Source organism: Phenylobacterium sp. (genome assembly GCF_036263695.1).
Taxonomy (GTDB): Bacteria; Pseudomonadota; Alphaproteobacteria; order Caulobacterales; family Caulobacteraceae; genus Phenylobacterium.
Genome location: NZ_DATAGM010000127.1, coordinates 1 through 8,110, shown reverse-complemented (window position 1 = coordinate 8,110; position 8,110 = coordinate 1). Strand labels below are relative to the sequence as shown.

Here is an 8,110-nt window from a genome sequence, read left to right as displayed (position 1 = left end):
CCACCAGCGGCCCGCGCGGCACGCCGGCCCGGACGACCTCGTCGCCGTTCAGTGGGAAGGACGGCGCCGACCAGCCTTCGCCCAGCGCGATCAGCCCCCGCCACTGCGGGGCGGTCGCGGTGCTCGAAGCCGTCGCCCAGGCGAGCTTGACCCGGTCGCGGAACGTCTGGTGGCCCAGGGCATAGACGGTGCGCCGGGTCTCCCGCGCGCTCATCCAGCTCTTGATCGGCGGCTGCTCGCCCAACGCGGCGGCGATCCGGTCGCGATGCTCGTTGGACAGCCGCAGGCGCTCGGCCAGCGCCGGCGCGATGGCCCGATCGTTCGGCATCATGGCCGCGAGCCGCAAAACCGCGTCGGTCTCGAACAGCTGCTCGCTCTCGATCTCCACCAGTCCCTCGAAGCGGCCGATGGCCGCCGCCTCGGGCAGGGCGACGCCCAGCACGCCGGTCTGGGCCATCAGCCGAACGGCCAGACGCGGATCGTCCGCCGCCAGCAGCTTCAACAGCTCGGCGGAGATGCGCTCGGCGGCCAGGTTGGAGATGGCGCCCTTGTGCTCGGCGCAGGCCGCAAGGGCGGCGGCGCCCGGCTCGCCGCGGCCGAACCAGGCGAAGAAGCGGAAGAACCGCAGGATGCGCAGGTGGTCCTCGAGGATCCGCTGGACCGGCTCGCCCATGAAGACGATGCGTCCGGCCCGCGCGTCCTCGACGCCCCGGCCGGAGGAGTCGAACACCTCCCCGTCGCGCTTGGCGTACAGGGCGTTGAGGGTGAAGTCGCGACGCTGGGCGTCCTCCATCCAGTCCTTCGTGAAGGCCACCACCGCGCGGCGGCCGTCGGTGGAGACGTCCCGGCGAAGGGTCGTGATCTCGAACGGCTTGCCGCCGCAGACAGCGGTGACCGTGCCGTGCTCGATCCCCGTGGGGACGGCCCGGATCCCGGCGGCCTTCAGGGCCTGGGTGACCTCGTCAGGCGTCAGCGGCGTGGCGATGTCGATGTCGCTCACCGGCCGGCCCAGAACCGCGTCCCGCACGCAGCCCCCGACGAAACGGGCGCAGTCGGGGCCGCCCTTGTCCTCCAGGGCGTCCAGCACCGCCACGGTCTCCTTAGCGGTCATCCAGGGGGCGGGGCCGATGCCTGCGCTCATGGGGTCTTCTGCTCGTAATGGCCCGGGACCACGCGCCCGTCGTCCAGCGCCTCGGCGGGTACATAGCGGCCGCCGTCCCCGTCGTCATGGAACAAGGGCAGGATCAGCATCGAAAGCGCGAACATCACCGCCGCGGCGGCCACCAGCCACGCCCACGGCGTCTCGCCCATGTCGCGGCCGTTGCGCCTGGCCCACTCGCGCCAGACGAACCAGACGACGAACGGGGTGGCGACCAGCACCGCCCGAATGAGGAAGATCCTAAGCAAGCGCGGCCCCGTAGAGCCGGTCGTAGAGGGCCCGCAGCATCCCGGCCGTCGCCCCCCAGATGTACTGGTCCTCGTGGGTCATGGCGTAGAACCGCCGCTTGTCGCCGGTCGGCAGCTCGCGTTCGTGCTCCTCGTAGTTGGACGGATCCATCAGGAAGCCGAAGGGCGTCTCGAAGACGTGCGCCACCTCGTCGGGGTTGGGCTCGAGGCTGAAGCCGTCGTTGATGAAGCCCACGACCGGTGTGACGAGATAGCCGGTGCCGGTGCGGTAGGGCGTCGAGAGGCCCGCCAGTTCGACAAAGTCGGGGTCGAGGCCCACCTCCTCCTGAGCCTCCCGAAGGGCCGCCTGCCAGACGGTCTCGCCTGGGTCGAGCCGGCCGCCGGGGAAGGCGACCTGGCCGGTGTGGCGGCGCAGGGTGTCGCTGCGGCGGGTGAGCAGCACCGAGAACCCGGTCTCGCGCTCGATCAGGCCGACCAGCACCGCGGCCGGCGTCAACTCCACGGTCGGGTCGGACGGCAGGTGCTCCAGGCCGTGGTCGCCCATCACCACGCCGCTCGCCGGCAGCCGGTCCTCCAGCGGGTCGAGGCGGCGCGCGATCCAGGCCCGCAGTTCGGCGGGCGACGCGCCAGGACTCACGGCTGAGCCGCTCCGATGTCGAACCGCACACCGTTGGAGGTCACGGCGTAGCGTTCGCCCTCCGGCTCGGCCATCTCCACCAGCTCGTAGAACACCGGCCGGTTGATCAGCGCCTCCAGGCCGCGGCGGACGTGGACGTAGGGGCGCGGCTCGCCCGTCCGCGGGTCGACCTCGACGCGGATCGGGTTCTCCGGGCCGGCCTCGACCTCGTCGCCGACGTTGGTGGTGAACCGCAGCGCCTCGCCCGCCCGCTCCACGGCGACCGCGATGAAGGGCGCGTCCTCCACCGTGATCTTCATCTTCTCGACCGGCGTCACCAGCCAGTAGCCGTCCGGGTCCTTGCGGATAACCGTCGAAAACAGGCGCACCAGCGCCTCGCGGCTGATGATCGCGCCCTCGTGCACCCATGCGCCGTCGCGGCGGATCACGATGTCGATCTCACCCGAGTGGGGCGGGTTCCACAAGTGGACGGGCGGCAGGCCGCGCTTCTTCGGCGCGGCGTCTTGCGCCGCCTGCGCGGCCGCAATCACGCCTTCCAGGCCGGGACGAGCTTCAGCTTCCGCCATGGCTCCATAGGTAGGCCGCCGGGGCGCTGGCCTCAAGCGGGCTGAACAGAGCCCTCGAGAGGCGGCGCATCGAGATCGAGCATCTTGGCCAGCACCCGGCGCCGGTCCACCGGCCCGGGCAGCTCGATCCGCGCCCCCGCGGCGGCCGAGAACTCGACCCGGGCGTAGTAGGGCTCGTCGCCGACCAGCACCACCGCCGCATAGCCCGCCCGCCGCGCCGCCTCGCAGGCGTGCTCCAGCAGCGTGATGCCGTAGCCGGAGCCCCTAAGCTCAGTCTCCACTGCAAGCGGGCCCAGGAACGCCACGGGCGTGTCGCCCACCCGCACGCGCCACTGGCGCACGACCCCGACCAGACGCTGGTCGATGAAGGCGCAGAAGGAGAGCTCCGGCAGGTAGGTCGCGAACTCGCGCACCCGCTCGGAGACCTTGACGTGGCGGCCCGGCCCGAAAGCCCGGTCGATCAGGGCGTCGGCGGCGGGGTGGTCCTGCGGGCGTTCCGGCAGGATGGCGAGCTTGGTTTTCGGCTGGGCGGTCATCGGCGAAGGGCGGGGAACAGGAATGCGAGCGGGCCCGCCGCCCTGCTCAATGCGCGCGGCGACGGACGGTTCTTTGCGGCGCCGGCATGCGCCGGGCGGTGCGGCCTCGTCGCAGCATCTGCGGCCCCTTCCCCGTCGAGGCTGAGCGCAATAGGGGCGGGGCGGCCCCCCGTCAACGCCGCCGTTGCGGGCCGGCCCGGCGCAGGCCAAGTTGCCCGCCCTCATGTCCGACGCCGCCCCCGATGTCGTCCCCTCCGCCCGCGCCCTGCTGCGGGAACGCGACTACCTGTTGTTCTGGGGCTCGCGGTGGACCGGCGGCCTGGCCGCGCAGATCCAAAGCGTGGCCATCGGCTGGCAAATTTACGAGCTCGCCCGCCGCACCATGAGCGTAGCGGAGGCGGCCTTCGTGGTCGGCATGGTGGGCCTCGTCTCGTTCATCCCGGTGTTCCTGTTGACCCTGCCGGCCGGGGAGACGGTCGACCGCTACGATCGCCGCCGGATCCTGCTGCTCTGCTACGCCTGGGAGCTGGTGACCGTCGGCATCCTCGTGTGGGCGACGGCGACCGGGACGGCGTCAGTCACAATGCTGCTCTGCGTCGCGGCGGCCTTCGGCGCGGCCCGCGCCTTCATGGGGCCGACCGGCACCGCGCTGGGGCCCATGCTGGTGCCGCGCGAGCTGCTGCCGCGGGCCATCGCCTGGAACTCGCTCGCCTGGCAGACCGCCTCGATCCTGGGGCCGGCGCTCGGCGGCCTGCTGCTCGCCAGGTCCACCACGCTGGCCTATTCCACCGCGCTCTGCCTCTACGCCACGGCGGCGGTATTCATCTTCCTGCTGCGCAAGAACACCCAGCCGGTGGTGAACCCGGGCTCGCGCCTGGCTTTGGTGAAGGAGGGGCTGGTCTACGTCTGGAAGCAGAAGATCGTGCTGGGCGCGATCTCCCTGGACCTGTTCGCCGTGCTGCTCGGCGGCGCGACCGCCCTCTTGCCGGTATTCGCCCGCGACGTGCTGCACGTTGGCGAGGAGGGCTTCGGCCTCCTGCGCTCCGGCCCCGCCATCGGTGCGACCCTGGTGGCCCTCGCGCTTGCGGCCAATCCGATCCGCTCGAAGGCTGGCCTGTTCATGTTCTTCGGCGTGGCGGTGTTCGGGGCCGCCACCATCGTGTTCGGCCTGTCGAAGTCGCTGTGGCTGTCGGTGACGGCGCTGGCGGTGCTCGGCGGGGCCGACATGCTCAGCGTCTATGTGCGCCAGACGCTGGTCCAGCTGGTCACCCCCGACAACATGCGCGGCCGGGTGGCGGCGGTCTCCAGCGTGTTCATCGGCGCCTCCAACGAACTCGGCGAGTTCGAGAGCGGCGTGGTGGCGAGGTTCCTGGGACCCGTAGGCGCGGCGGTGTTCGGGGGCGTGGGCGCGCTGTTCGTCACCGCCCTCTGGGCCAAACTGTTTCCCGCCTTGCGCAAGGCGGACCGCCTCGAATAACTGTCAGCCCATTCATTAGGGAGCTCTCGGACGAGAGATTTGCGATTATGGGCGCATTGGAAGGCAAGGTTGTCCTGGTTACAGGCGGCGGCAACGGCATCGGGCGCGATTGCGCGCTGATCGCTGCGCAAGAGGGCGCGAAGGTCGTGGTCAACGACCTCGGCGGCAGCCTCAAGGGTGACGACGAGGGCTCGGCGAGCGCGGCCGAGAAGGTCGCCCAGGAAATCCGCGCGGCCGGCGGCGAGGCGGTCTCCAACTCCGACAGCGTGACCAGCCTGCGGGCGGTCGAGGGGATGGTCGAGCAGGCGCGCGACACCTTCGGCGGGCTGCATGCGGTGATCAATCCGGCCGGCATCCTGCGTGACGTGATGTTCCACAAGATGAGCGAGGACGACTGGGACCGCGTCATCGACGTGCACATGCGCGGCAGCTTCAACGTCGCCCGGGCCACCATCGAGCTGTTCCGCGAGCAGAACGACGGCGCCTACATGTTCTTCACCTCGACCTCGGGCCTGTTCGGCAACATCGGCCAAGCCAACTACGGCGCGGCCAAGATGGGCATCGCCGGCCTGTCGCGGATCATCGCCATGGAAGGCGCCCGCAACAACGTGCGCTCCAACTGCCTGGCGCCGGTCGCCTGGACCCGTATGACCCAGTCGGTGCCGGTGAAGGACGAAGCCGCCGCCGCCCGCCGTCAGGTGATGGCCGAGAAGATCCGCGCCGACCAGCCGGCCCGCTTCTCGGTGGCGATGATCGCCCCGGCCGCGGCCCACGTCTCCGGCCAGATCTTCGGCGCCTCGGGTGAGACCATCACCCTCTACTCGCAGCCCCGGCCGATCGAGACGGTCACCAAGGAAGAAGGCTGGACGGTCGACACCATCCTGTCGGAAGCCGTGCCGAAGATGCAGCCGAAGTTCTTCGACCTGAACCGCGCGCCGCAGGCGGCCCCGCCGCAGAAGCAGCCGGCGTAACGGAAGACTCCCCCTCTTAGGGATCAGGAGGCGGCGGCCGACGAGGTCGCCGCCTTCTTCATTTCAGCGCTCGCCGCTTCGCAGGATGAAGGCCAGGATCTCGGCGATAGCGACGTAGAGCTCCTCGGGGATCTCGGTGTCGAGCTCGATGTGCGAGAGCGCCTCGGCGAGGGCCGGGTTCGCCTCCAGCGGCACGCCGTGCTCCTGGGCGGCGGCGATGATCTTCTCGCCCAGCCAGCCGCGGCCGACCGCCACCACCTTGGGCGCGTCCGGCTCGGTGTAGCGCAAGGCGACCGCGAGGCGGCGGGAGACGGGGCCAGTCATGTGGCCTGGTCCAAGAAACGGCCCGGCATGACCGGCGCGCGCGGCGCCGGGCCCAGCCGCACCGCCAGCTCGGTCTCGAAGCTCGCCCGCGCCAGGGCCGTAGTCAGCCGCTCGCCGTCGCGGGCCAGCCGGCGGGCGGTCTCCGGGCGCTCCGCCCAGAGCGTCACGCCGGCCTTTGCCCCGCGCAGCACCACCTGGGCCTCCACCGGGCCCATCGGCTCGATGTCGATGGCGAACCGCACCCGCCAGGCCGGCGCGGCGGCGGCGCCGGCGGCGCTTCCCTCACCTTCGGCGTCGGGCGCATCGCGGCGGATTTCGAAGCCGGCCACCGCCGGCCCCTGCGCCGTGGTCAGCGGAACCTCGAAGCTCCATCGGGCCGCGGCCGGCGCCTCGTCCGGCAGCCGCGCAGTCGGCAGCGAGGCGATCTGGTGCAGCTCCTGGCGGGCGATGGCCGCCTCGACCTGGGGCGCCAGAGCCAGGGCGATCGCCGCCGGGCTGGCGTCGGCCCGCACGCTGGGCGCGGAGGCCGGCTGAGGCGCAGGCGCGGCCCCGGCCATCGGCGGCTGGGGCCGCGGCGCGGGCAGTGCCGGAGCCTCTCGGCGGACTTGAACGGGCTCGATCTCCGGCGCCTCGGCCGTGGGCGGAAGTGGAAGCGCGGCAACGGTTCGCGGGGGACTGGCGGCGGGACCTGCTTGCGCCATTGCGAGTGGCGGCGACGCGCCCGGGGCGGGCAGTGGTCGGGACGTCTCTGCGGCCGCGGGCGTGTCGCCCGCAGCTGGCGGGGGCCGCAGCGTGGGCGGGACCGGCGCGTCGGCCCCCGGCTCAGCGGTGGGCACCGCCCCTGCTGTCATGGGCGTGGCCGTCACAGCCGCGGGCGGCGATGCGGCCGGCGCGCTAGGCGGTGCGGTCGGCGTCGCTGCTGGATTCGGCTGCGGCGTCTTTGCAGCGACAGGGGCCGGTGGCGTCGCCGGTGGCCCAGCTCCCAAAGCCGCCGGCGTAGGCGCCGTCGGCACGGGCTGCGAAACGGCTGGAGGTGTCGGCGCCGTCAGCGACGTGGCCGCCGGAGCCGTGGTCTGCACGCCCGCCGCCGGCGGCGGCGCAGGCGCCTGGCCGCTGATGGGCGCGGGAGCCGCGGGCGCAGGCGCAGGCGCCGTCGGATTTGGCGACGGGGCGGGAGCGGCCGCCGCGGGCGCAACGGGTGAGGGTTGCGGGCCGGCTGCCGGCGCGGACGCACTTTGAGGCGGTGGAGTCGGCGTGACGCCGCGAGCGGGCGGCGCCGCAGGCGGGGCGGCGGCGATGTTCGCCACCGCCGCTTGCAGGTTCACCAGGGCCGCCTTGAGGTCATTTCCGGGACGGAGCGGCGCGTCGGCGGCGTGCGGACGCGCGAGGCGGGCCTCCAGGAACAGGCCGGAGACGGCGAGAGCCTGCTTCAGGCCTCGCGGGGTCGCCAGCGCCTCCGGGCGGGCCTGCAGGCCCATCACGGCGCGGACGGCGGCACGCAGCGGCGGCGGCAGGTCGGGCTGTTCGGCCAGTTGCGCCAGGTTGGCCATCAGCGGGGCCACGCTGTCCTGGGCGAGGGCCGCGCCCTGGGCCGCCACCCCCGCCGCCTGGGCGAGCTGGGGCGGCAGCAGGATCTGCGGCATGGCGGGCGGGGTGCGGGCCGCCGCCGCCGACGCCGCTGCGAGCGGCGCAGCATCGGGGCGGGCGGGCGTCGGCGGGCGCAAGGCCGGGTCCGGCCGCTCGGCGCTGGGCCGGGTCAGGGCTTGTTCCTGTGACTTGCCGTCGGTGCTCGGCGAGGCGCCGCCCGCCGGCGCGACGGGCGCGACTTCCGCCAGCATGGGCGTCAGGCCGGCGGCGGCCAGCACCCGCTGGGCCTCTGGCGACAGCTGCGGGACGGGGAAGACGGTCACGACGGCGCGTCCCTCGGATCGATGTCGGCCCCGAGCCTACGCCCGCACGGTGAAGCCGCCCTTAAGCCTGGGCCAGCCGCGCCAGCGCCTCCCCCGTGAGCCGGCGGGTGATCCAGTCGTCCAGCGCCGTCGCCCCCAGCGCGTCGTAGAAGGCGATGGACGGGGCGTTCCAGTCGAGCACCGCCCACTCCAGCCTGGCCAGCCCCTCGGACACGCAGCGGCGGGCGAGGTTCGCGAGCAACGCCTTGCCGGCCCCGAGCCCCCGCGTCTGCGGCCGCACGA

At 73.0% G+C, this 8,110-nt stretch carries 10 protein-coding genes; 2 read left to right on the top strand and 8 right to left on the bottom strand.

The window, feature by feature from the left end; all coding sequences use genetic code 11:
* The 5 genes from VHK87_RS05015 to VHK87_RS04995 form a co-directional block, all read right to left on the bottom strand.
* Window positions 1-1,141 (bottom strand): CCA tRNA nucleotidyltransferase (locus VHK87_RS05015; protein WP_329633798.1); only part of this gene is annotated, 1,141 nt, incomplete at its 3' end.
* Window positions 1,138-1,407 carry a DUF6111 family protein gene (locus tag VHK87_RS05010; RefSeq protein WP_329633797.1) on the bottom strand — a complete coding sequence of 90 codons (270 nt, stop codon included), beginning with the start codon at window positions 1,405-1,407 and terminating at the stop codon, window positions 1,138-1,140. The genes VHK87_RS05010 and VHK87_RS05015, both read right to left, overlap by 4 nt.
* Complete coding sequence (locus VHK87_RS05005) at window positions 1,400-2,044, bottom strand: CoA pyrophosphatase (protein ID WP_329633796.1); 645 nt, start codon at window positions 2,042-2,044, stop codon at window positions 1,400-1,402. Before VHK87_RS05005 ends, VHK87_RS05010 begins: the two co-directional genes overlap by 8 nt.
* Window positions 2,041-2,610: a DUF1285 domain-containing protein gene (locus VHK87_RS05000; protein ID WP_329633795.1), complete on the bottom strand. Its 570-nt coding sequence runs from the start codon at window positions 2,608-2,610 to the stop codon at window positions 2,041-2,043. The genes VHK87_RS05005 and VHK87_RS05000 overlap by 4 nt, the downstream gene beginning before the upstream one ends.
* Before the next feature lie 32 nt (window positions 2,611-2,642).
* A complete protein-coding gene (locus tag VHK87_RS04995; RefSeq protein ID WP_329633794.1) occupies window positions 2,643-3,146 on the bottom strand; it encodes an N-acetyltransferase in 504 nt (167 codons plus the stop codon).
* A 223-nt stretch (window positions 3,147-3,369) separates the two neighbouring features.
* Here VHK87_RS04995 and VHK87_RS04990 point away from each other — a divergent pair, with 223 nt between their 5' ends.
* Both VHK87_RS04990 and VHK87_RS04985 read left to right on the top strand, forming a co-directional pair.
* On the top strand, window positions 3,370-4,623 hold the full coding sequence (locus tag VHK87_RS04990; protein WP_329633793.1) for an MFS transporter: 1,254 nt from the start codon (window positions 3,370-3,372) through the stop codon (window positions 4,621-4,623).
* 47 nt (window positions 4,624-4,670) lie between these two features.
* On the top strand, window positions 4,671-5,594 hold the full coding sequence (locus tag VHK87_RS04985) for an SDR family NAD(P)-dependent oxidoreductase (protein ID WP_329633792.1): 924 nt from the start codon (window positions 4,671-4,673) through the stop codon (window positions 5,592-5,594).
* A gap of 63 nt (window positions 5,595-5,657) precedes the next feature.
* On the opposite strand, the gene VHK87_RS04980 is transcribed toward VHK87_RS04985, so the two are convergent.
* The 3 genes from VHK87_RS04980 to VHK87_RS04970 form a co-directional block, all read right to left on the bottom strand.
* Window positions 5,658-5,918, bottom strand: a complete 261-nt coding sequence (locus VHK87_RS04980; RefSeq protein WP_329633791.1) for an EscU/YscU/HrcU family type III secretion system export apparatus switch protein — start codon at window positions 5,916-5,918, stop codon at window positions 5,658-5,660.
* On the bottom strand, window positions 5,915-7,828 hold the full coding sequence (locus VHK87_RS04975) for a flagellar hook-length control protein FliK (protein WP_329633790.1): 1,914 nt from the start codon (window positions 7,826-7,828) through the stop codon (window positions 5,915-5,917). Before VHK87_RS04975 ends, VHK87_RS04980 begins: the two co-directional genes overlap by 4 nt.
* A gap of 61 nt (window positions 7,829-7,889) precedes the next feature.
* The coding region (locus VHK87_RS04970; protein WP_329633789.1) for a GNAT family N-acetyltransferase at window positions 7,890-8,110 on the bottom strand (221 nt) is incomplete at its 5' end.